At 51.0% G+C, this 21,163-nt stretch carries 19 protein-coding genes and 1 tRNA gene; 13 read left to right on the forward strand and 7 right to left on the reverse strand.

All coding sequences use genetic code 11. The features are described 5' to 3' along the window. Positions 1-366 precede the first annotated feature (366 nt). Entirely contained in the window at positions 367-1,032 is a 666-nt protein-coding gene (locus tag OCV63_RS00780) for a YkgJ family cysteine cluster protein (RefSeq protein ID WP_158361369.1), read from the forward strand. Here OCV63_RS00780 and OCV63_RS00785 read toward each other — a convergent pair. Beyond that, the gene (locus tag OCV63_RS00785; protein ID WP_158361370.1) at positions 1,021-2,649 is read right to left on the reverse strand and encodes a D-alanyl-D-alanine carboxypeptidase family protein; all 1,629 of its coding nucleotides are present in this window, start codon (positions 2,647-2,649) and stop codon (positions 1,021-1,023) included. The two genes, OCV63_RS00780 and OCV63_RS00785, sit on opposite strands and share 12 nt — an antisense overlap. A 538-nt stretch (positions 2,650-3,187) precedes the next feature. Between OCV63_RS00785 and ileS the strand changes: the two genes are divergently transcribed. From ileS to OCV63_RS00810, 5 genes are all read left to right on the forward strand, one after another. Further along, on the forward strand, positions 3,188-6,343 hold the full coding sequence (gene ileS / locus OCV63_RS00790) for an isoleucine--tRNA ligase (RefSeq protein ID WP_158361372.1): 3,156 nt from the start codon (positions 3,188-3,190) through the stop codon (positions 6,341-6,343). 119 nt (positions 6,344-6,462) lie between these two features. After that, entirely contained in the window at positions 6,463-8,949 is a 2,487-nt protein-coding gene (locus OCV63_RS00795) for a glycogen/starch/alpha-glucan phosphorylase (protein WP_158361374.1), read from the forward strand. Positions 8,950-9,207: 258 nt separating this feature from the next. Beyond that, positions 9,208-9,978 carry a uridine phosphorylase gene (udp, locus tag OCV63_RS00800; RefSeq protein ID WP_158361376.1) on the forward strand — a complete coding sequence of 257 codons (771 nt, stop codon included), beginning with the start codon at positions 9,208-9,210 and terminating at the stop codon, positions 9,976-9,978. A 79-nt stretch (positions 9,979-10,057) separates the two neighbouring features. Beyond that, entirely contained in the window at positions 10,058-10,954 is an 897-nt protein-coding gene (locus tag OCV63_RS00805; protein WP_262670569.1) for a SpoIID/LytB domain-containing protein, read from the forward strand. Positions 10,955-10,972: 18 nt separating this feature from the next. Further along, positions 10,973-11,815, forward strand: coding sequence for a M23 family metallopeptidase (locus OCV63_RS00810; RefSeq protein WP_158361380.1), 843 nt, complete (start codon positions 10,973-10,975; stop codon positions 11,813-11,815). Here OCV63_RS00810 and OCV63_RS00815 read toward each other — a convergent pair. Then, positions 11,790-12,065 carry a GIY-YIG nuclease family protein gene (locus OCV63_RS00815; RefSeq protein ID WP_158361382.1) on the reverse strand — a complete coding sequence of 92 codons (276 nt, stop codon included), beginning with the start codon at positions 12,063-12,065 and terminating at the stop codon, positions 11,790-11,792. The genes OCV63_RS00810 and OCV63_RS00815 overlap by 26 nt on opposite strands. Positions 12,066-12,267: 202 nt before the next feature. Then, positions 12,268-12,936: a PAQR family membrane homeostasis protein TrhA gene (gene trhA / locus OCV63_RS00820; RefSeq protein WP_158361384.1), complete on the reverse strand. Its 669-nt coding sequence runs from the start codon at positions 12,934-12,936 to the stop codon at positions 12,268-12,270. A gap of 103 nt (positions 12,937-13,039) precedes the next feature. Between trhA and OCV63_RS00825 the strand changes: the two genes are divergently transcribed. Beyond that, positions 13,040-13,468 carry a hypothetical protein gene (locus OCV63_RS00825; protein ID WP_331485442.1) on the forward strand — a complete coding sequence of 143 codons (429 nt, stop codon included), beginning with the start codon at positions 13,040-13,042 and terminating at the stop codon, positions 13,466-13,468. Between the two features lie 2 nt (positions 13,469-13,470). Continuing rightward, complete coding sequence (locus tag OCV63_RS00830) at positions 13,471-14,286, forward strand: ABC transporter permease (RefSeq protein ID WP_158361386.1); 816 nt, start codon at positions 13,471-13,473, stop codon at positions 14,284-14,286. Between the two features lie 153 nt (positions 14,287-14,439). On the opposite strand, the gene OCV63_RS00835 is transcribed toward OCV63_RS00830, so the two are convergent. Both OCV63_RS00835 and OCV63_RS00840 read right to left on the reverse strand, forming a co-directional pair. Then, positions 14,440-14,982 (reverse strand): NADH peroxidase, encoded by a 543-nt coding sequence (locus tag OCV63_RS00835; RefSeq protein ID WP_158361388.1) that lies wholly within the window; start codon positions 14,980-14,982, stop codon positions 14,440-14,442. 197 nt (positions 14,983-15,179) lie between these two features. Beyond that, positions 15,180-15,572: a Fur family transcriptional regulator gene (locus tag OCV63_RS00840; RefSeq protein ID WP_158361389.1), complete on the reverse strand. Its 393-nt coding sequence runs from the start codon at positions 15,570-15,572 to the stop codon at positions 15,180-15,182. Between the two features lie 315 nt (positions 15,573-15,887). Here OCV63_RS00840 and OCV63_RS00845 point away from each other — a divergent pair, with 315 nt between their 5' ends. Continuing rightward, positions 15,888-16,982 (forward strand): C40 family peptidase, encoded by a 1,095-nt coding sequence (locus tag OCV63_RS00845; protein ID WP_158361391.1) that lies wholly within the window; start codon positions 15,888-15,890, stop codon positions 16,980-16,982. Positions 16,983-17,509: 527 nt separating this feature from the next. Here OCV63_RS00845 and trmB read toward each other — a convergent pair. Then, a complete protein-coding gene (gene trmB, locus OCV63_RS00850; protein ID WP_158361393.1) occupies positions 17,510-18,148 on the reverse strand; it encodes a tRNA (guanosine(46)-N7)-methyltransferase TrmB in 639 nt (212 codons plus the stop codon). Positions 18,149-18,727: 579 nt separating this feature from the next. Between trmB and OCV63_RS00855 the strand changes: the two genes are divergently transcribed. Next, positions 18,728-18,800, forward strand: a tRNA-Lys gene (locus OCV63_RS00855). A gap of 182 nt (positions 18,801-18,982) precedes the next feature. After that, the gene (locus tag OCV63_RS00860; protein ID WP_158361395.1) at positions 18,983-19,303 is read left to right on the forward strand and encodes a cyclic-di-AMP receptor; all 321 of its coding nucleotides are present in this window, start codon (positions 18,983-18,985) and stop codon (positions 19,301-19,303) included. Between the two features lie 122 nt (positions 19,304-19,425). On the opposite strand, the gene OCV63_RS00865 is transcribed toward OCV63_RS00860, so the two are convergent. Beyond that, on the reverse strand, positions 19,426-20,073 hold the full coding sequence (locus OCV63_RS00865; RefSeq protein WP_158361397.1) for a sensor histidine kinase: 648 nt from the start codon (positions 20,071-20,073) through the stop codon (positions 19,426-19,428). A 125-nt stretch (positions 20,074-20,198) separates the two neighbouring features. Here OCV63_RS00865 and OCV63_RS00870 point away from each other — a divergent pair, with 125 nt between their 5' ends. Beyond that, a complete protein-coding gene (locus tag OCV63_RS00870) occupies positions 20,199-20,612 on the forward strand; it encodes an HIT family protein (protein WP_158361399.1) in 414 nt (137 codons plus the stop codon). Between the two features lie 22 nt (positions 20,613-20,634). After that, positions 20,635-21,147 carry an RNA polymerase sigma factor gene (locus OCV63_RS00875; RefSeq protein WP_158361401.1) on the forward strand — a complete coding sequence of 171 codons (513 nt, stop codon included), beginning with the start codon at positions 20,635-20,637 and terminating at the stop codon, positions 21,145-21,147. Positions 21,148-21,163: the final 16 nt, after the last annotated feature.

Below are 21,163 nucleotides of genomic sequence, written 5' to 3' on the forward strand. Positions count from 1 at the left end.
TCACTTTTCCCCGTAAGGCAGCTGGTAGAGCACAACCTTAGGAGGCTATTGTTATATCCATTTAACTACGAGAACAAATGCCGTATTTCCGGGATTTTTCGACCCTTTGGCTCCGGCTACCATCATCTATAATTCTATCACTTCTGTGATGAACTATCTCTTTCTTATCTCTTCTGATTTTTCAGATTTCGCATCCTTAAGTGACCCTCAAACGCTACCCTTTTTCTCCAAAAGGGTTCCGTCATGGTTCTACCTGAGGAGGCGGACGCTCTATCCTGCTGAGCTACAGAAACCTGCGAGTCAGTCTTGACTGACTTCACTTAAAGAGTGTACCATAAAATAAGAAAACAGACAAGGAGAAAAACGATGGAACGTGAAATTGATATGAAGGAGGTCTCCGACGGAAGGCTCTACGGGCCCCGGGATATGGTGAAGGCGGACTGCGGCGGGTGCGCGGGGTGTTCCCAGTGCTGCGAGAGCATGGGAAGCACGATTATTCTGGATCCCTTTGATGTGTGGCGGCTGACCACGGGGCTGGGCGTCAGCTTCGAGGCGCTTTTGGAGGATAAACTGGAACTGAATCTGGTGGAGGGCATCATTTTGCCGAATATGAAGACTTCGGGAGAGCAGGAGCGCTGCGGCTTTCTGAACGCGGAGGGGCGCTGCAGCATCCATGGGCTGCGGCCGGGCTTCTGCCGGATCTTTCCGCTGGGAAGGCTTTATGAGAACCACAGCTTTCAGTATTTCCTGCAGGTGCATGAATGTCCTAAGGAGCCCAAGTCCAAGGTGAAGGTGCAGAAATGGATCGACACGCCGGATCTGAAGCGCAATGAGAAATTCATCATCGACTGGCATTATTTTCTGAAAGAAATCACCGCCCGGCTCAGAGAGCAGGACGGTGAGAAATACCAGAAAATGGTGGATCTGTATATTTTAAAAAGTTTTTATCAGAAGCCCTGGAAAAAAGGCAGGGATTTCTATGAACAATTTGACGAACGGCTGGCGGAGGCAAAAGGGATATTAAAGATCTAGATCATCCCATCCGCCTCGATCCTTTGGCGTCCGATGATACCGTTTCTCCGGCTTTTTATTCTTTGCAGCAGGCTTCATGCCATGGAAGGAGCTCCGTCGGTTCCGTGAGCGTCTCCGCTGTAGCTTCGGCAGACGAAGGGTAAGCTGGAAGGTCTTCATCAGATGCCGGATCAGCCGGTACAGCAGGAAGAGCAGCAGGAGCACTGCCGCCACGATCAGAATCAGCCGCACATTAATCTTGATAAAATGAGTCTGCTGAACCGGTTCTTCGGTTCCGCTAGTTTCTGTATCCGCGGTTTCTCCGGAATCGGTTTCCTTATCGAATGTAAATTCCTGTAAATTATCCTTAGTAAGAGAAATATCCGCCGTACCCACCGGTTCCCCGTTGTAGGTATAGGACAGGCTGGCAATCACATCTGAATCCGCATTTTCATCCTGGAAGGTCAGCTCCGGGGAGGCGTCCGTAAAGGAGACGCCGTTGGGAAGCACGATGTCCGCGCCGGTGTCGATCTGAATCAGCGGCTTGGACTGTCCGAAGATGGCGCTTCCGATATAAGAGGAGCCGGATACCGAGAAATTGGTCTCATTTTCGGAGACATTAAAGGGCGTAAAATTCTCGGAGGCGTAGTCCAGAAGCAAGGCTGTATCGGTGAACAGCGGCACGCCTTTCTCACCGGTGGACTGGGTCCGCATGGTCACGACGATGAGCGTCATGCCGTTCCGCTCCGCTACCGTGACCAGAGTGCCCTTGGCCACGCTGGTATTACCGGTCTTGCCTGCGATGACCGAATCGTCCAGGTACTTGGTGATCCCCTTGTAGGGGGCAATCATATAGTGGTGATTGGTCATATAGGTGATTTCGTCACGCTTGTTGGTAGGCTGCATCTGATACTTGGCCGTGCCGGAGATATGGAGAAAATCCTCGTTCTGAATGGCGGCCCGGGTAATCAGCGCCATGTCGTGGGCGCTGGTGTAGTGCTCGTCATTGTGGAGGCCGTTGGCATTGGCGAAATGGGTGTTGGTACAGCCCAGCTCCGCCGCCTTCTGATTCATCATTTCCGCAAAGGCATCAATGGAACCGGCTACATGCTCCGCCAGACCGTTGGCACACTCGTTGGCGGACTCCAGCATCAGCGCGTAGAGGGACTGCTCCACTGTGAGCTGCTCATCCTCAGTAGTGTAGATGCTGCTGCTTCCCGCGTCGATGGTGTGGGTCGCGTTGTAAGAGTAAGTGACCGTCTCATCCAGCGAGCAGTTCTCCAGGGTTAAAAGCGCGGTCATAATCTTCGTGATGCTGGCCGGATAATTTTTCATATCCATATCCTTATTATAAAGGATGGCTCCGCTGGAAGCCTCCATGACGATGGCGGATTCCGCGTAAATCTGCGGGCCCTGGGGCCAGCCGTCGATGGCGTTGGAATCGATATCCTTATTATAAGCAGCCTGGCGCTCGGCCTCGATCTGCTCGGCGGCAGCCTTTTCCGCGGCGATTTGCGCGGCCGTCCTTTTCGAGGCTTTTTTCGCAGCTTCTGCGGAAACGGGGTTGAAGCAGAGGGAACCCATCAGGGAAAGGGTCAGAAGACCCGTAAAAAACCGAAATCTATGTGAAAACTTCATATAAAAGCACTCCTGGAATAAATTTGTAACATTTTGATTCTAAGTATAGGTCATTTCCGGAAAGGGCGCAAGGGCTTCCGAGAAAAGTTTAAATTTCCTTAAGAAAAAATGGGTAAAATCCGGCCGAATGGTTGACAAATCCCGCAAAAACGGGGTATACTAGCCAATAGCAAGAAAACTAAACAACAAAAGGCACAGACGAAGAGAGTAGAAAAGCGCCAAAAGGCACAGAGAACCGGGGATGGTGGAAGCCCGGTGCGAGTAGGACTTTTTGAAAATCACTTCCGAGCTCCGGGCTGAAAGCGTTTTGTATCCGAAAAGCAATACCAGTAGGCTCCGGCGGGACTCCTCCGTTATGGGAGACACATGTGATGGCATGTTGTAATAAGGTGGTTTCACAGAAGCGATCGGCTTTTGTCCTGTTACAGGACAAGGGTCGTTTTTTTTCGCGAAAGGCACAAGTCCCTTCGGACGCCGCCCCGCGAATCTGAAATTCTGGAGAACAGGGTTTTCAGTGATTTCAAAAGGAGGAAAAATCATGTACAACAAAGTATCAACCGACCTGAATTTCGTCGGCCGTGAGAAAGAGATTGAAAAGTTCTGGGATGAAAATCACATTTTCGAGAAGAGCATGGACAGCCGCAAGGAAGGCGAGACCTACACCTTCTACGACGGACCGCCTACCGCCAATGGTAAACCCCATATCGGCCATGTGCTGACCCGTGTTATCAAGGATATGATCCCCAGATACCGCACCATGAAGGGCTACATGGTACCGAGAAAGGCCGGCTGGGATACCCACGGACTTCCGGTAGAGCTGGAGGTCGAGAAGATGCTGGGTCTGGACGGCAAGGAGCAGATCGAGCAGTACGGCCTGGACCCGTTCATCCGCAAATGTAAAGAGAGCGTCTGGAAATACAAGGGCATGTGGGAGGATTTCTCCGGCACCGTAGGTTTCTGGGCAGACATGGAGCATCCGTTTGTCACATACGATGACAACTACATCGAGTCCGAGTGGTGGGCGCTGAAGGAGATCTGGAAGAAGGGCCTGCTGTACAAGGGCTTCAAGATCGTTCCCTACTGCCCGCGCTGTGGTACCCCCCTTTCCAGCCATGAGGTAGCCCAGGGCTACAAGCAGGTGAAGGAGCGCTCCGCCATCGTCCGCTTCAAGGTAAAGGATGAGGACGCGTACTTCCTGGCATGGACCACCACCCCCTGGACCCTGCCGTCCAACGTGGGTCTGTGTATGAACCCCAGCGACACCTACGTAAAGGTCAAGGCAGCAGACGGCTACACCTACTACCTGGCAGAGGCCCTGGCAGACAAGGTGCTGGGCGGTCTCGCAGAGGAAGGCAAGCCCGCCTACGAGGTTCTGGAAAAATATGTCGGAAAAGATCTGGAGTACAAGGAGTACGAGCCGCTGTTTGCCTGCGCCGGAGAGGCAGCTGCAAAGCAGCATAAGAAAGGTTTCTATGTAACGGTAGACAACTATGTCAGCATGTCCGATGGTACCGGTATCGTTCATATCGCGCCGGCCTTCGGTGAGGACGACGGACGTGTGGGCCGCAACTACGACCTGCCCTTCGTACAGTTCGTGGACGGCAAGGGTAACATGACCGCCGAGACGCCGTATGCAGGTATGTTTGTAAAGAAGGCTGACCCCGAAGTCCTGAAGGATCTGGACGCAGAGGGCAAGCTTTTTGACGCGCCCAAGTTCGAGCATGATTACCCGTTCTGCTGGCGCTGCGACACACCGCTTATCTACTACGCGCGTGAGTCCTGGTTCATCAAAATGACCGCGGTAAAGGATGACCTGATCCGCAATAACAATACCATCAACTGGATCCCGGAGAGCATCGGTAAGGGACGTTTCGGCGACTGGCTGGAGAACATTCAGGACTGGGGCGTAAGCCGTAACCGTTACTGGGGAACTCCGCTGAACATCTGGGAGTGTGAAGGCTGCGGACACCAGGAGTCCATCGGAAGCAGAGAAGAACTTTATGAAATGAGCGGCGACGAGAACGCGAAGACCGTCGAGTTCCATCGCCCGTACATTGACCAGATCACCATGAAATGCCCCTGCTGTGGCAAGACCATGCGCCGCGTACCGGAGGTACTGGACTGCTGGTTCGACTCCGGAGCGATGCCCTTCGCGCAGCATCATTACCCGTTTGAAAATCAGGAGCTGTTCCATCAGCAGTTCCCGGCACAGTTTATCTCCGAGGCCGTAGACCAGACCCGAGGCTGGTTCTACTCCCTGCTGGCAGAGTCCACGCTTCTGTTCAACAAGGCTCCTTACGAGAACGTCATCGTTCTGGGCCATGTACAGGATGAGAACGGCCAGAAGATGAGTAAGTCCAAGGGAAATGCGGTAGATCCCTTTGACGCGCTGGATAAATACGGCGCAGACGCCATCCGCTGGTATTTCTACATCAACAGCGCGCCCTGGCTGCCCAACCGTTTCCACGGAAAGGCCGTACAGGAAGGACAGCGTAAATTCATGGGTACCCTTTGGAACACCTATGCGTTCTTCGTGCTGTATGCCAACATTGACGAATTTGACGCAACGAAGTATGAGCTGAATTATGATTCCCTGAGTGTCATGGACAAATGGCTTCTGTCCAAGCTGAACACCGTAGTAGGCGAGGTAGACGATAACCTGAACAATTACCGGATCCCGGAGGCAGCAAGAGCCCTTCAGGAGTTCGTGGACGATATGTCCAACTGGTATGTACGCCGCAGCCGTGAGCGTTTCTGGGCAAAGGGCATGGAGCAGGATAAGATCAATGCTTATATGACCCTGTATACCTCCCTGGTAACCATTTCCAAGGCGGCAGCGCCCATGGTACCCTTCATGACAGAAGAAATTTACCAGAATCTGGTAAGAAGCATCGACAAGGATGCTCCCGAGAGCATCCATCTGTGCGACTTCCCGACTGTAAACAAGGCATGGATCAACGAAGAGCTGGAGCGCGATATGGATGAGGTTCTGAAGATCGTTGTGATGGGCCGTGCGTGCCGTAACACCGCGAACATCAAGAACCGTCAGCCCATTGCCCAGATGTATGTAAAGGCTCCCTACAAGCTGGCTGAGTACTACTGCGAGATTATCGAGGACGAGCTGAACGTGAAAAAGGTAGACTTTACCGACGACGTCCGCGCATTTACCACATATAGCTTCAAACCGCAGCTGAAGACCGTAGGACCCAAGTACGGCAAGTTCCTGAACGGCATCCGCCAGCACCTGTCTGAGGTGGACGGCAATACCGCCATGGACGAGCTGAAGGAGAAGGGAAGCCTCACATTTGACGTAAACGGTACAAATGTGGTATTATCTGAAGAGGATCTGCTGATTGACATGGCGCAGACCGAAGGCTTTGTATCTGACGGTGACAATACCATCACCGTAGTGCTGGACACCAAGCTCACACCGGAACTGATCGAGGAGGGCTTTGTCCGCGAGATCATCAGCAAGGTGCAGACCATGCGGAAAGAGGCAGATTTCCAGGTAACCGACAAGATCGTGATTTCCTGCAAGGGCAATGAGAAGATCGAAGAGCTGATCAGGGCCAATGCGGATCAGATCAAGTCCGAGGTTCTGGCAGTGGATGTGAAGTTCGACGAGGCCAATGGCTACGTGAAGGACTGGAGTATCAACGGCGAGAATGTTACCATGGGCGTAGAGCGCGCGTAAGCGCGTTCTGGTCTTGCAGCACGAAATGATGCGGACAGCATACTTTCTGTGCATTGCGAAGCGTGTCACTGTGAACGGAGTGAACAGTGATAAACGGTATCAAAGAGGAGGAAACTATTATGAATAAGAGACCCTTCGACAAGGAACTCTTTAAGAGAAGCGTAGTTTACAACGTGAAGACTCTGTACCGGACACCCATTGAAGAGGCAACACAGCACCAGATTTTTCATGCGGTAGCGCTGGCTACCAAGGACGCGATCATCGACGCATGGATTGCAACCCAGGAGCAGATGAAAAAGCAGGATCCGAAGATCGTGTATTACATGTCCATGGAATTTTTGATGGGCCGTGCTCTTGGCAATAACCTGATTAACCTAACCTATTATGACGAAGTAAAGGAAGCTCTGGAGGAGCTGGGCTGCGATCTGAACGTAATCGAGGATCAGGAGCCGGACGCAGCTCTGGGAAGACTGGCAGCCTGCTTCCTGGATTCTCTGGCAACCCTGGGTTATGCGGCATACGGCTGCGGCATCCGTTACCGCTATGGTATGTTCAAGCAGAAAATTGAGAACGGATATCAGAAAGAAATTCCCGACGACTGGCTTGTGGACGGCAATCCCTTCGAGCTCCGCCGTCCGGAGTACGCGAAGATCGTCAAGTTCGGCGGCTACGTAGACGTAGAGGTCGATCAGAACGGCAAGAACCATTTTATCCAGAAGGGCTATCAGGCCGTACGGGCTATCCCCTGCGACCTTCCGGTAGTAGGCTATGGCAATAACGTAGTGAATACCCTTCGTATCTGGGACGCAGAGGCCATGAATACCTTCCGCCTGGACGCCTTCGACAAGGGCGATTATCAGCAGGCCGTAGAGGAAGAAAACCTGGCGAAGCTGCTGGTAGAGGTTCTGTACCCCAACGACAACCATATGGCAGGCAAGGAGCTGCGTCTGAAGCAGCAGTATTTCTTTATTTCCGCCAGCGTGCAGGAGGCCATTGCCCGTTATAAGAGAAATCATGACGACATCCGCAAGTTCTACGAGAAGGCGGCGTTCCAGCTGAACGATACCCATCCGACTGTAGCGGTAGCCGAGCTGATGCGTATCCTCATCGACGAGGAAGGCCTGGAGTGGGACGAGGCATGGGATGTAACGACTAAGACCTGCGCTTACACCAACCACACCATCATGGCAGAGGCCCTGGAGAAATGGCCTATCGAGCTGTTCTCCCGTCTGCTTCCCCGTGTATACCAGATCGTGGAGGAGATCAACCGTCGTTTTGTACTGGATATCCAGGCAAAATATCCGGGCGATCAGGAGAAGATCCGCAAGATGGCTATCATTTACGACGGACAGGTCAAGATGGCTCATCTGGCTATCGCGGCAGGCCATTCTGTAAACGGCGTAGCGAGACTGCATACAGAGATCCTGAAAAAGCAGGAGCTGAAGGATTTCTACGAGATGATGCCGGAGAAGTTCAACAACAAGACCAACGGTATTACCCAGCGTCGTTTCCTGCTTCACGGCAATCCGCTGCTGGCTCAGTGGGTGACCGACCACATCGGCGACGAGTGGATCACCGACCTGTCCCAGATCAGCAAGCTGAAAGTCTACGCAGACGACGAGAAGGCGCAGCAGGAGTTCATGAACATCAAGTATCAGAACAAGGTGCGTCTGGCGAAATACATCCAGGAGCACAACGGCGTCACCGTAGACCCGCGCTCCATCTTCGATGTACAGGTTAAGAGATTGCATGAGTACAAGCGTCAGCTGCTGAACATCCTGCATGTGATGTATCTGTATAATAAGATCAAAGAGCATCCGGATATGGAATTCTATCCGAGAACCTTTATCTTCGGAGCAAAGGCAGCAGCAGGCTACCGCCGCGCGAAGCTGACCATCAAGCTTATCAACTCCGTGGCAGACGTGATCAACAACGACGCGTCTATTAGCGGCAAGATCAAGGTTGTCTTTATCGAGGATTACCGTGTCTCCAACGCAGAGCTGATCTTCGCTGCAGCAGATGTATCTGAGCAGATCTCTACCGCCAGCAAGGAGGCGTCCGGTACCGGTAACATGAAGTTCATGCTGAACGGAGCCCTGACCATCGGAACCATGGACGGTGCAAATGTGGAAATGGTAGAAGAGATGGGTGAGGAAAACGCCTTTATCTTCGGTCTGAGCGCAGACGAGGTTATCAATTATGAGCAGCATGGCGGCTACAATCCCATGGATATCTTCAATTCCGATCAGGATATCCGTCACGTGCTGATGCAGCTGATCAATGGTTATTATGCACCCCAGGATCCGGAGATGTTCCGCGACCTGTATGATTCTCTGCTGAATACGAACAACAGCGATCGGGCAGATACCTACTTCATCCTGAAGGATTTCCGGTCCTATGCAGAGACCCATGCCAAGATCGAGTCTGTATACCGAGACGAGAAGCAGTGGGCAAAGAAGGCTCTCTGGAATACCGCATGCAGCGGCAAGTTCTCTTCCGACCGAACCATCCAGGAGTACGTGGACGATATCTGGCATCTGGATAAGATGACGGTAGAGCTTCCGAAGGAAGATATGGAAGTCAGCGGCAAAAAGGCTGCAAAATAAAGGGTAGATGACAAAAGGACAGACGTTTTCGGGCGTCTGTCCTTTTTATGGAATAGGAAATTCCGATAGAATTCCCTATTCCATAAAAGCAAGCAGAGCTTGCAAAGATGCGCACTCGGCGCAGTGGTAGATGGTTGCTGAAGCAACCGCTCCTCGGCGCGAGAATGTGCCAATGGCACATTCTTTTTCATGTAACAGGAAATTCCATTGCAAAATGGGGTGAAATCGTGTATGGTTAAGAAAAAGGGGGTCAGGCTTATGTATAATGAACATCAGAAACCTTACCATATCGGATTTATCAATGAAGCCGGGGCGCGCTACGCCATTCTGCCGGGCGATCCGGGGCGGGTGGAGAAAATCGCTGCGCACCTTGCAAATCCGCGATTTGTGGCACAAAACCGGGAATACACCACCTGGGTGGGCGAGATTGAGGGGGAACCAGTATATGTTATGTCAACTGGTATGGGCGGTCCCTCAGCGGCCATCGGCATCGAGGAGCTGCATCAGATTGGCGTGGATACGGTTATCCGCATCGGCACCTGCGGTGGCATGGCCCTGCCGGTGAAGGGCGGCGATCTGGTGGTGGCCACCGGAGCCATCCGCATGGAAGGCACCTCCAAGGAGTACGTGCCAGTGGAATTTCCGGCCATCGCCCATCTGGATGTGACCAATGCGCTGGTAAACAGCGCAAAGGAGCTGGGCCATACGTATCACGCGGGCGTGGTTCAGTGCAAGGATTCCTTCTACGGCCAGCATAGCCCGGAACGGATGCCGGCAGGCTACGAGCTCATGAGCAAATGGGACGCCTGGATCAAGGCAGGCTGCCTGGCTTCGGAGATGGAGAGCGCGGCGGTCTTCATCGTGTCGCAGATCCTGGGCATGCGCGCGGGCTGCGTGCTGAATGTGCTCTGGAATCAGGAGCGCAGGAAGCAGGGCCTTAGTGACAGCGAAAGTCAGGATATGACGGCGGCTATCGACGTGAGTGTGGAGGCCATTCGGAAGCTGATTCTGGCAGATAGAGAGAAATAGAGTTATGTAAACTAAAAAGAGAAACAGGCGGCGGTCTGTTTCTCTTTTTTTATGCATAAGCTGTAGAATGAGAGAAAAAATGAAGACAGTCCTTTCGATTTTGATGATCCTGCTTTTGCTGCCCTATGTGGCGGTGGTGCTCTGTACGGGTGAGGTGAATGTGGGAGGAGGTGAGGAGGAACAGCCGACCATTGAGCGCTGCGTGGCAGGGATTCTGCCCATGCAGATCCCGGTGACCTGCGAGCCGGAAGCCCTGAAGGCCCAGGCGGTGGTGATCCGGACGAATCTGCTTCGAAAAGCGATGGAATATGATGGAACAGACGACTGGCAGCAGGCGGCGGAGAAACTTCAGGAAACGGACCTGGAGGCGCTGGGATTCACTGCCTGCACCGAGGAAACAGCCGCGGAGCTCTGGAATTATGAAAACCGGGAGCGCTATCTGAAAAAATGCCGTCAGGCAGCCGAAGAGACCAAAGGGCAGGTGCTGGCCCTGGATGGAACTCTGCCGGATCTGCCCTACCATGCGGTGAGCGCCGGAAAAACCCGGGCCGGAAGCGCGTTGGGGGCAGATTACGCCTATCTGACTTCTGTGGAATGTGAGAATGATTTGGAATCTGCGGATTATCTGAAGATCACGTATTTTCCGGACATGACGCTTCCGGTGATCCGGGGGCGGGACAGCGCCGGATATGTGACGGAGGTGCAGGCAGGCGACGAGATTCTGACCGGCGAGGCCTTCCGTTTCCGCTATGGCCTGAACTCCAGCTGCTTCACCGCGGAGGAGACGGACGGGGGCGTCCGTATCGTGACCCGAGGACTGGGCCACGGCTTCGGCATGAGCCTGTATGCAGCCAACCGGATGGCGGAGGAGGGGCAGGACTATCGGGCAATTTTGACATATTTTTATAAAAATCTGGATTGTATAAGCATCACCGAAAATGGCTATCCTAGGGATAGCGAGAAACAAGCGGAATAAATCATAGAGGTGAAGCTTATGACAGGAAAAAAGAAACGGCAGACCGGCCCGGCGGGCAGAAGAATGGCGACGGTAGCGCTGAGCCTGTGTCTTCTGGCGGGCGTGACCATGTTCGGCATGTACACGGTGGGAAAGACTGAGGAGCAGCAGAAGAAGCTGGAGCAGGAAATGGCGGATGCGGAAAACGCGGCGAAGGCCAGAGAGCAGGAGCTGGCAGCGGCCAGGGAGCAGAAGGCAGCGCAGGCTGAAGAAGAGCGCCAGGCGGCGTCGGGAAGCGCATCGCGGGATCGGACCGACGAGGAAGTTCCTGCGGAGACGGCGGAAGCGCCGACAGAGGACACGGCCTCGGACAGCCCGGAGCTGGAGAGTGAATACGCGGAAATGAATGTGGACGAGCCGGTGATCATCGAGGCCAATGCAGGAGCGGAAGCGCCGCCCCTGTCCTTCTCAGCTGAGACGGGGAAGCTTCTCTGGCCCATTGCCGGTAATATTCTGGTGGATTACAGCATGGACAAGACCGTGTATTTCCCGACGTTGGACCAGTATAAGTACAATCCGGCTATTATAATAGAAGGAAGCGTGGATCAGAGCGTCCTGAGCGCTGCCGTCGGAAAGGTGACCTCCATCGAAAATCGGGACGAGACCGGCACGACGATTACCATGGATATCGGCAGCGGCTATGAGGTCATCTACGGACAGATCAAAGAACCGGCCGTGCAGCAGGGAGACTATGTGCAGGCTGGAGACTTGATAGGATATGTGGCGGAGCCCACCCGCTTTTACAGCAAGGAGGGCAGCAATCTGTATTTCCAGGTGTTGAAAGATGGGGAGAGCATTAATCCGAAGGAGCTGCTTCCTTAAGTAAATTCATATCCGATTCAATAAGCCGTTCCTTCTGGGGGCGGCTTAATTTTTTGATGGCGCATTCCCGCTTCATGGCTTCTTCCTTTGTCTCAAAGATCTCATAATAGACCAGCTCCACCGGCAGGTGCGCTTTCGTATATTTGGCGCCGCGGCCCGCGTTGTGATCCGCCACGCGCTTCGTCAGATGATTGGTCCAGCCGGTGTAAAGCGAGCCGTCGCCGCACCGGAGGATGTAGGTGTAATTCATAATTTTCTCCCAGGTAAAGGGGATAAAAACTCCCTTATATATAGTAGAAATATACGGTTGTAGATCATTTCTATTATATATAAAGGAGCTCTTTCATGCAAATCAGATTAAATACAGAGAGGACAGATCGAGCTAAAATATAACTTCGATTAAACAAAAAGAGAGGCTCTGCGATTTGCAGAACCTCTCTGGTTTTCCGATTTTACAGCCCAATGGGCATCCTTGCCACAAACACATACATCATAATGAAATGACAGATACTCCCGCCCATCACGAACAGGTGGAAAATCTCATGGGAGCCAAAATACTTATGTCTGGCGTTAAACAGCGGCAGCTTCAGCGCGTAGATAATACCGCCCACCGTGTAAATGATGCCGCCCGCCAGCAGCCAGCCAAAAGCCGCCGGAGACAGGGAATTCAGAATCTGTGTAAACGCCAGTACGCATACCCAGCCCATGGCGATATACAGCACCGAGGAAAACCATTTCGGGCAGGTAATCCAGAACAGCTTCAGGATAATGCCCGCGATGGCGATGCCCCACACGATGGCGCAGAGGGTATATCCCACCTTGCCGCCCAGCACAATCAGGCACACCGGCGTGTAGGAGCCTGCGATGAGCACGAAAATCATGCAGTGATCGATTTTCCGCAGGATGCGGTTCGTCCGCTCGGACAGATTCAGCGTGTGATAAGTGGTGCTGGCCGCGTACAGCAGAATCATGCTGACGATAAAAATACTTAAGGAAATGAGATGTATCTTATCGGGATTACTGGCCGCCCGAATTAAAAGCGGCGTCGCTGCAAAAGCCGCCATCAGCATACCGATAAAATGAGTAATCGCGCTTCCCGGATCCTTGATTTCAAACTTCATGGTAACAACCCCTTTCGTTGTTTTTAAAATAAACATGGTTTTTAATAATTTTGTAAGTAGTATTCAAAACTATGTGTAACTATATTCATATTATATGCAAAAAATGAGAAAAGTCAAGGCTAAAAATCATTGCGATTTTCCGGCGCGCGTCTGGTATTACTTCATTGTTTCAGAGGGAGGACATGTAGTAAGCGATGAGGCCATGTTCGGAGCACTGGCAGGTATCGCGGGCGCAGGCTGGATGATGGAAGATCAGTACAGCTACACCTTAAGCTTTTCCGGAAGCCCGGGACTTGGCTGGGATGGTATGCTGATTGCCCTGATGGGCGGCCACGACCCCATCGGTATCCTGATTGCAGCGATCTTCTATGCAGGACTGAAGACAGGAGCCGACAGCATCAATATGTACACCAGCGTTCCGAAGGAAATTGTAGCATTGATTCAGGGCCTGATCGTCCTGTTCCTGGCAGTAAAGTTTGTCAACGAACGGTTTCATTTATTTGGCCGTCACGCAAAGAGAAAGGAGGCATAGGTATGCAGCTGTTGGAAAGTATTCTTTATGATTGTGTATACCACAGTGCGCCGATTATTTTGTGTGTACTTGGAGGAATGTTTGCCTATAAGGCGAACGTGTTGAATATCGCGCTGGAGGGCATGATGCTGAACGGCGCGTTCGTATCCATCCTTACCTATTATATGACAGGTAATATGGCGCTGACCGTGCTGTTTACCATTGCGACGACCCTGTTATACGGTCTGGTCTTTTCTTTCCTTGGCGTTACCATGAAAGGTAATGTCATCATAATAGGTCTGGCCATCAACATGATATCCACAGCGGTAGCGGGATTCGTGCTGGTTATGTTGAACTCCTCTAATATTATCCTGCAGGAGTTCAACCTGAACGCATTGAAAATCAACATTCCAATTATCAAGGAAATTCCGTTTATTGGAAGCATCCTAAGCGGACATCCAGTGATTACATACCTGGCTTTCATCATGATTTTCCTGATGTATGTGGTCATGTATCATACGAAGTTTGGTATCTATGTACGAGTAGTTGGTGAGAGCGAGGAGGCTGCGAAGGCCATCGGACTCCATACAGATTTTTATAAGTACGCAGCGATTTTGATTGGCGCTGTAGGCTGTGCGCTTGGTGGAATGAACATGTCTCTGGAGCGTCTGGGATTGTTTACAAATGATATGACAGCCGGTCGTGGCTTCATCGCCATCGCCGCCATCTACTGCGGCCAGGGCCGTCCGATACAGTCCTCCATCTACGCGATTCTGAAGCTGCAGGATGATATTCCGGCTATGAAAGAGAAGATCCGCGAGTTCGCGGCACAGTGCTAAGTAAGATAGAAAAAGAGAAGGGGAGGCTGCTGAGGCAGCTCCCCTTTTTTGTTTGTTGAGGAGGGCTGGCGCCCTATAAAAATGTAAAAAAATGGCCCAGAGTGAGTAAGCTCCCTCTGAACCATTTCCTTATGCTTTTGCATGCCTTATAGCTTACGCAAAGTATCTCTTCAGCAGACCCTCGAATGCTTTGCCATGACGAGCCTCATCACGGGCCATCTCATGAACAGTATCATGAATCGCATCCAGATTAGCAGCCTTTGCACGCTTTGCCAGGTCGAATTTGCCCTCGGTTGCGCCGTGCTCAGCAGCAACTCTCAGCTCCAGGTTCTTCTTTGTGCTGGGGGTAACTACCTCGCCAAGCAGCTCTGCGAACTTTGCAGCGTGCTCAGCCTCTTCGTAAGCTGCCTTCTCCCAGTAGAGACCGATTTCCGGATAACCCTCTCTGTGCGCTACACGAGCCATAGCCAGATACATACCTACCTCAGAGCACTCGCCGTTGAAGTTTGCGCGAAGATCGTTCAGGATGTCCTCGCTTACGCCCTGTGCTACGCCTACCTCATGCTCAGCTGCCCAGGTCAGGCCTTCAGCCTGCTCTTTGAACTTGGATGCCGGAACTCCACACTGGGGACATTTCTCCGGTGCTGTCTCGCCTTCCCATACATAACCACATACTGTACATACCCATGTCTTCATAATCTTGTTCTCCTTTTCTTTTTAAAATAATATTTTGATGTTCTATTTCTTTTTGATGTATATCAGTAACGATTCCTGTTACTGATATTAATATAGCACACGTTCCTGGGTTCGTCAAGCAATATTTAAAAATATTTATCAACAAATTCTTGCGCGCCCGCCTGTCTCATTTCCTGTTATATATAGAAGGAACGGCGTCAGGACGTGCGCTTCTTCGCGCATTCCTCGCAGATGCCGTAATACTGCACCGTGTGTCCCTCGATGATGCCCGGGAACACCTTCTGGGCCTTCTCATCGATGAAGGACTCGTCGTCCATATGGATGTCGAAGAGCGCGTGGCACTTTCTACATATAAAATGGGAGTGGGGCTCCACATGTCCGTCGAAGCGGTCGGCTCCGTCGGTGGTAATCTTGATAATCTCGCCCAGGTCGGTCAGCAGCGCCAGGTTGCGGTAGACGGTGCCGAGGCTGATATTCGGAAATTCTTCTTTTACATGCAGATAGACGGTATCTGCGGTGGGGTGGTCGTACCGGGACAGGAGAAAGCGCATAATGGATTCTCTCTGACGGCTGTATTTTAAAGCTGGCATAAAGACCCTCCTTATTTGATAATGATAATTGTTACTGTTTCTTTTATTTTAGCAAATTATCTGTAAATGTCAATGGAAAATGTGAAATTTACGAGGAAAATAAAGGAAAATACGAGAGGCGGTCCGGATGATTTCTAAAGAAAATATAAATTCTGGAAGATAGAGGGCTGTCAAGGTTGACAAACCAAAATCACCCTGTTATAATTCAGTCATAAGTTTTAACAAATTTGTAATATTTAGAAATGAGATTGAGACAACAGCTCTGTACAACGAGAAGGGCGGAGCTGCTACAGATAACATTGGAGGGACGATAGCATGCACAAGTTTGCAACGATATGTCTTGCCGGAGCGCTTTGCTTCAGCTTCAGCGGAATTCGGGCAGAAGCAAGCAGCCTGTCACTGGCGGAGGAAGGAATCGCTTCTGTTATGACAGAGGCTCAGACAGCAGATCCGGATGCAGATGAGAAGGTACTGGAGGATATGACCCCGTCAGAGTTCGAGGGTGTCTGTATTGCAAAGGTAAATGATTACGTAAATGTCAGAAGCGAAGCAAATGAGGATAGCGAAGTTCTCGGAAAGCTTTACGATAAATCTGCAGGAACTGTGGACGGCGAGGAGAACGGCTGGTATAAGATTACATCCGGCAGCGTGACCGGTTATGTGAAGGCCGATTACGTAGTGACCGGCGACGCAGCCGAGGAGCTGGCCAAGGAAGTAGGCAAGCGCGTGGCGACCGTCACCACACAGACTCTGCGTGTCAGAACGGACGCGACCACAGACGCCAGCGTCCTGGGACTGATTGGCGAGGGCGAGGAGCTGACCGTGACCGACGAGCAGGACGGCTTCGTAAAGGTATCCATCGAGGAAGGTGACGGCTGGGTATCCACCGATTACGTAGATTTGAGAACCGATTTCGTGCAGGCAGAGTCCAAGGCAGAAGAGGAAGCTCGCCTGGCCAAGGAAGCAGCAGCGAAAGAGGAAGGCAAGAAGAAAGCACAGGAAGCGGCAGCCAAGACCAAGGCTGAGAGCGGTTCCAAGGCAGTGGTTGGCAGCGGCGCAGGAAGCAGCAGCGGCAATGCAGTAGTCGGCTTCGCAAGCCAGTTCGTGGGCAATCCGTATGTATACGGCGGTACAAGCCTGACCAACGGAACCGACTGCTCCGGCTTTGTTATGGGAGTATACGCACACTTCGGTGTGAGCCTGCCCCATTCCTCCAGCGCCATGAGAAGCGTCGGATACAGCGTCAGTCTTTCCGAGGCACAGCCGGGCGACATCATCTGCTACAGCGGTCACGTAGCTATTTACTGTGGCAACAACACCGTAGTACACGCCAGCACCCCGGCCACCGGAATCAAGTATACTTCCCCGGCGAACTACAAGAGTGTTATCTGTGTAAGACGTATTTTCTAATTTCAATAGTATAAAGCATATTTAGAAACAGGAGCTCGAGAGAGCTCCTGTTTCTTATTACATAACAAATAATATCGCACTCTTTTTTGCTTCTAATTAAAATCAGACAACATAACCAAATTATCAGACAGCCACACACAATTTTATGTCACCCACCGAGATCGCCGCTTGCAGATTGCACAAAGAAATCCCCTGTCCGTAAAATTATGCACGAATCCACGTGGATAACTGAAAAAGATATCCACACAGAAAAGTACAAAAAAGCCCATAAAATAAAGTTATCAACCAAGTTATCCACATTATCCACATTTTTGGATGTGCAAAACACAGGTTTACATAGTATTTTTTGAAACAGACGTTCTGTACACATTAAATAAAACCACAAATGCCGGAGAAAAAGTGGAAAATCGGCTTGACTTTTTCAATGTCGAAATATAGTTTGTATTATCTGATAATTGCGAACAAATCCGGGAATACAGGTGCCTGAAAATGAGCGAAAAAAGAACAGGCCTTACGGCCTGCCCTTCCTAGCGGACAGCGATCAGCTTGTAGATAGGATTCCCCTTTGCCGAAAACTTCTCCTCATACTCCGTCATAATATTTCCTTCATTCATGGTCGGGTCGTGATGCAGATCCCGGGAGCAGCCGACGAGCTTCCAACCGGCTTCTTCCACGCTCTCCAGGGAGAAATCAAACAAATCCATATTGTCGGTCTTGAATTCGATATGACCGTCCGCGGCCAGCACCTGGTTGTAGCGGGCCAGGAACTCGGTGGAGGTCAGGCGGCGCTTGGCGTGGCGCGCCTTGGGCCAGGGATCGGAGAAGTTCAGGTAGATTCGGTTAAGTTCCTCCTTAGCGAACATCTCCGGCAGCTCCGCCGCGTCCTCGCACAGAAAATACAGGTTCGGCAGCGGCTCCTCCTCCATCTTCTGCAGCGCCCGCAGAAGCACGCTGCTGTAGCGTTCCATGCCCAGATAATTGATATCCGGATTCCGTCTGGCCAGTTCCATCAGAAACTGCCCCTTGCCCATGCCAATTTCTATATGAATTGGATGATCATTTCCGAAAAGCTCATGCCACTTTCCAGGACGTTCCTTGGCGTCGTGTACCACGAATTCATTGACGGCAATGGCTTCCTCCGCCCCCTTAATATGCTTCAGTCTCAAAATAGTCCTCCTTTTTGCACGCAATCCATGTATTTTTTTATGGAATAGGAAATTCCGATAGAATTCCCTATTCCATAAAAGCAAGCAGAGTTTGCAAAGATGCGCACTCGGCGCAGTGGTAGATGGTTGCTGAAGCAACCGCGCCTCGGCGCGAGAATGTGCCAATGGCACATTCTTTTTCACTCTATAGGAAATACCGTGTTACATTAAAGTGCGAAAGTCATGATTCCTATAGAGCAAAAAGCCCCTCCGGGGGATCGCACTGCGGCGGAATGGAATCATGTCGCTTATGCGACCCGCCGCAGGCGGAGAATCCTGCTTCGCAGGATTCTTTCTTAGATACACGGAAAATATTTTTTGCGGTTTTTCGGCCCCAAAGCAGAAAAATCACCAGGAAAAGTAACTTTTTTCAAATCCCCGGGACTCGAAAAACCCCGTAAATATGCGGTTTTTTCTACATTGTAAACAACTTCTGAAAAAAAATCAAGAAAAATGAAAAAAAGTGCTTGCATTTTTGAAAACCATGCAGTATAATAAATCTTGCGTTGAGGGACAGCCCAAAACGAACAAACAAAATAAGCGCGATTAGCTCAGCTGGCAGAGCACCTGACTCTTAATCAGGGTGTCCAGGGTTCGAACCCCTGATCGCGCACTCTAAAGTATCGGTTTTGCAGAACAACTGCGGGGTCGGTGCTTTTTTTGTTATCTTGAGAACAAGAGATAATACACGTATCCCGCCTACCTGGGTGTTGTAAAATCCTTCTTGGTCAGGTATACTGGGGCTATATAGAATAAATCGAAATCGTCGCCCAGGGCGGGCAGGAGGATGATGTCATGAAATTGATGATAGTAATTGTACAGGAGCAGGATTACGCGGAGCTGGCGACACTGCTTATCCGGAACCGGATTCATGCGACCAGGTTCGAGACATCCGGACTCTATTCCAATAAGAAGAACGAAACCCTATTCATCTGTGTGGAGGATGAGCAGCAGGAACAGATTCTGGACTACATCCGGGAGAGCTGCACCGAGCGGAAAGAGAGCTGCCAGGTATGGGAATACAACGGGAATATGATGGTACAGGTCGAGAAGACGCTGAAAATCGGCGGCGCCACGATTTTTATCTCTGAAGTCAAAGACATTATGAAATTCTAAATATGTCACCAAAGGGTAACATAAAAGCGGCTCTGCACGTGCAGAGCCGCTGACATTTTGCAAATAAACTGACTTTTACAAAAATTTACTTGCGTTATGAGAATTCGTATACTAAAATATGCCTATAAATGAGGAAGTGTGATGGTAAAAGTCGTCCCGCGGTGGGGAGTAGAGGCGACTTCAATCATTCCATAATGGGCTTGAATAATCTTCCGGGTAATGGCAAGTCCAAGCCCCGTACCGCCGGCTTTGCCGGAGGAGAAGGGGGTAAAAATCGCCGCGAGCGTCTCGGGCGTCATACCGCAGCCGTCGTCGGTGATGCGGATAATCAGTTGATCCAGATATTTTCTGGCGGAGAGCGACACGCAGCCGCCTTCATCCGTCGCTTCAAAGGCATTTTTCAGAAGATTCAAAAAGGCCTGTTTCAGCTTCACCGGATTTCCGAAGACCGAAGGAAGTTGGGCGGGCAGGTGAAGGGAGAAATGTTTTCCCTGTTCCTGTATGTAAGGCTGGAGGCTGCTTTCCAGCGAGAGCAGAAGCTCCCGGATGTCCACCTCGCACATGAAAAAGCGGCGGTCATCGGTGTAAGAGCTCAGATCCTCCAGAAGCTGCGTCAGATAATCCACATCCTGCATGGTCTGATCCCAGAATTGGAAATCATGAACCTCGGGGTGCGTGCTCTGAATCAACTGCAGAGAGCTGTGAATCAGCGTCAGCGGGTTGCGCATTTCGTGTGTGATTTTTGCAATTGTAAAATTAAGTTCATCCATAGTCCATATCACTCCTGTAGCTAAGTGTAGCACGGGGAAGAAATTAGGACAAGATGGAACAGTTCGACAAATAATTACAAATAACTACAAAAAGCTTAAAGTTCGACAAAAGGAGGAAGCATAAAATGAGACATGATGATTGTATTTTCTGCAAAATTGCGAACGGTGAGATTCCTTCCGCGACTATTTATGAGGACGACGACTTTCGGGCGTTTCTGGATCTGAATCCGGCTACTAGAGGACACGCGCTTTTGGTGCCCAAGGATCACTTTGCGAATCTTTTTGAGTTGGATGAAGAGCACGCACAGAAGGCCATCCTTCTGGCGAAAAAGCTGGGAACCAGAATGAAGAAGGAACTGGGCTGTGACGGCCTGAACCTGATTCAGAACAACGGAGAGGCAGCGGGACAGACCGTATTCCATTTCCATATGCATCTGATTCCCCGGTACAGGGACGACGAGGCCGGAATCGGCTGGAAGCAGGGCAGCCTGACCGACGAGGCGAAAGAGGAGCTGGTAGGGCTGTTAAAAGAAGACTAAAACCGAAATACAGAGGATATGTATGGGGATTACAGAAGAGAAATTTCGTGAACTATACGAAAAATATAAAAATCTGGTATTTCGGCAAGTCTATGATATGACAAGTGATTATTACCTGGCACAGGATATCTGTCAGGAGACATTTTTGAAGCTGTATGGCTACATGGGGCGTCTGGACGAGCGCGGTGTGAAGCGCTGGCTGTATGTGGTATCCTACAATAAGACCTGCGACTGGATTCGACGCAGCAAGAAGTACCACGAGCTGATCGAGGAGAACAGCGACCTTCTGGTACGCGGCGCGGACGATCCGGTGGATCGCTACGCAGCGTTCCTGGACGATACCGACTGGTGTAATCATATCCTTCGGAAGGTACGTGAAAAGAACGAAAAGTGGTACGAGATTCTGATACTGTTCGATTATTTTGGCATACCGAAACGGGAAATCGCAAAGAAAATGGGAATTCCGATTAGCACCGTTGACACCTATCTGAGAAGATGTAAGAAATGGCTGAAGGACAATTTCCCGAACAACTAGGAAATGACTCCGGCCG

Source organism: Laedolimicola ammoniilytica (genome assembly GCF_025567165.1).
Lineage (GTDB): Bacteria > Bacillota > Clostridia > Lachnospirales > Lachnospiraceae > Laedolimicola > Laedolimicola ammoniilytica.

Excerpts from the sequence above, each read along its gene's own strand:
- OCV63_RS00780 (WP_158361369.1), top strand. The coding sequence starts at position 367 with ATGGAACGTGAAATTGATATGAAGGAGGTCTCCGACGGAAGGCTCTAC.
- OCV63_RS00785 (WP_158361370.1), bottom strand. The coding sequence starts at position 2,649 with ATGAAGTTTTCACATAGATTTCGGTTTTTTACGGGTCTTCTGACCCTT.
- ileS (WP_158361372.1), top strand. The coding sequence starts at position 3,188 with ATGTACAACAAAGTATCAACCGACCTGAATTTCGTCGGCCGTGAGAAA.
- OCV63_RS00795 (WP_158361374.1), top strand. The coding sequence starts at position 6,463 with ATGAATAAGAGACCCTTCGACAAGGAACTCTTTAAGAGAAGCGTAGTT.
- udp (WP_158361376.1), top strand. The coding sequence starts at position 9,208 with ATGTATAATGAACATCAGAAACCTTACCATATCGGATTTATCAATGAA.
- OCV63_RS00805 (WP_262670569.1), top strand. The coding sequence starts at position 10,058 with ATGAAGACAGTCCTTTCGATTTTGATGATCCTGCTTTTGCTGCCCTAT.
- OCV63_RS00810 (WP_158361380.1), top strand. The coding sequence starts at position 10,973 with ATGACAGGAAAAAAGAAACGGCAGACCGGCCCGGCGGGCAGAAGAATG.
- OCV63_RS00815 (WP_158361382.1), bottom strand. The coding sequence starts at position 12,065 with ATGAATTACACCTACATCCTCCGGTGCGGCGACGGCTCGCTTTACACC.
- trhA (WP_158361384.1), bottom strand. The coding sequence starts at position 12,936 with ATGAAGTTTGAAATCAAGGATCCGGGAAGCGCGATTACTCATTTTATC.
- OCV63_RS00825 (WP_331485442.1), top strand. The coding sequence starts at position 13,040 with ATGAGAAAAGTCAAGGCTAAAAATCATTGCGATTTTCCGGCGCGCGTC.
- OCV63_RS00830 (WP_158361386.1), top strand. The coding sequence starts at position 13,471 with ATGCAGCTGTTGGAAAGTATTCTTTATGATTGTGTATACCACAGTGCG.
- OCV63_RS00835 (WP_158361388.1), bottom strand. The coding sequence starts at position 14,982 with ATGAAGACATGGGTATGTACAGTATGTGGTTATGTATGGGAAGGCGAG.
- OCV63_RS00840 (WP_158361389.1), bottom strand. The coding sequence starts at position 15,572 with ATGCCAGCTTTAAAATACAGCCGTCAGAGAGAATCCATTATGCGCTTT.
- OCV63_RS00845 (WP_158361391.1), top strand. The coding sequence starts at position 15,888 with ATGCACAAGTTTGCAACGATATGTCTTGCCGGAGCGCTTTGCTTCAGC.
- OCV63_RS00860 (WP_158361395.1), top strand. The coding sequence starts at position 18,983 with ATGAAATTGATGATAGTAATTGTACAGGAGCAGGATTACGCGGAGCTG.
- OCV63_RS00865 (WP_158361397.1), bottom strand. The coding sequence starts at position 20,073 with ATGGATGAACTTAATTTTACAATTGCAAAAATCACACACGAAATGCGC.
- OCV63_RS00870 (WP_158361399.1), top strand. The coding sequence starts at position 20,199 with ATGAGACATGATGATTGTATTTTCTGCAAAATTGCGAACGGTGAGATT.
- OCV63_RS00875 (WP_158361401.1), top strand. The coding sequence starts at position 20,635 with ATGGGGATTACAGAAGAGAAATTTCGTGAACTATACGAAAAATATAAA.